At 58.8% G+C, this 994-nt stretch carries 1 protein-coding gene; it reads left to right on the forward strand.

What is annotated here, in order from left to right; all coding sequences use genetic code 11:
• Positions 1 to 389: 389 nt before the first annotated feature.
• The gene (locus tag NKH99_RS32615) at positions 390 to 569 is read left to right on the forward strand and encodes a hypothetical protein (protein WP_353017972.1); all 180 of its coding nucleotides are present in this window, start codon (positions 390 to 392) and stop codon (positions 567 to 569) included.
• The last annotated feature ends 425 nt before the right edge of the window (positions 570 to 994 follow it).

Consider the following 994-nt stretch of genomic DNA (forward strand, 5'->3'; position numbering starts at 1 on the left):
CTTTTCGGGTTTTCTACAATTCCCCTGTTTACCCCCCCGGGGGCGAACTCCGCCGGGCTTTCTATATCCGGGGTTCGCGGCTTCTCAACCTGGCCTAAACCGACGCTCGAGAGCAAGGAAACCGCAAATGAGAGGGGATCAAATCTCCAGTTCGCCCAGGGGGTCAAATCCTCACTTCGCTTGACACGACGTTTAAGACTGCCTCCGCGATGGTCACGAGGACGCTGAAACCATCCGCATTCGCCCCAGCGAAGATTTGAACAATCGGATCGGCCTGGATTATCGTCGCATTCAAGCGTCGGGTGCGCCAATGCTAGGTTTCAAGACCTTCCAAACAGCGATCGCTACATTGGCCCGCACCCAGAAGGTTCACATGATGCGGAAGTGGCATGGGGCGCTTTGCCTTCGATCCAGCCCCTTCGCTTCAGTTCGAGACAATCGCCCCCTTAATTGTGTCCGCTGGAGCGTGCAGCGCGGCAATCTCAGAATTTGCGACACAACTGTTCGGCTTGCTGGCCGCTACCTGCATGCGCAATTCCGAAGCCCTCGCCTTCAACTCGGTGACCTGACCGCCGGATGGTCTGATCATCCAGCAAACCAAGTTCCACAAGAGCCGTTTGCTGCCGCTCCACGCCACGACATGGAACGCTTTAGACCGCTATTGGGTGGCACGCCGCCGGCTCGGAAGCTTGAACAGCGCGCTGTTCGTTTCCACCATGAGTGCTCCGCCCACCTATAGTACCGTGACGCTATCTTTCTCCAGCTTGCGCTCGATCGGCCTGCGCGGCGAGCCCGACCACCGGGCCCCTGCGTTCAACATCTCTTCGGCAGGCGACCGTCGTCATTCGGGGTTCGTGTTGCCATGTTCAGCCATGTCCGGTTGAAGACGTCCGTGTTCGGAACCTGACACACTGACGCACGAATATTCCGCCGGCGCGGTGCGAAACACATGGTTTCGCGCCTCTTGCCCGCACAACCTTTCGGTGGCACGCCG

Origin of the sequence: Mesorhizobium sp. M0854, assembly GCF_040319815.1 — a bacterium.
GTDB lineage: Bacteria > Pseudomonadota > Alphaproteobacteria > Rhizobiales > Rhizobiaceae > Mesorhizobium.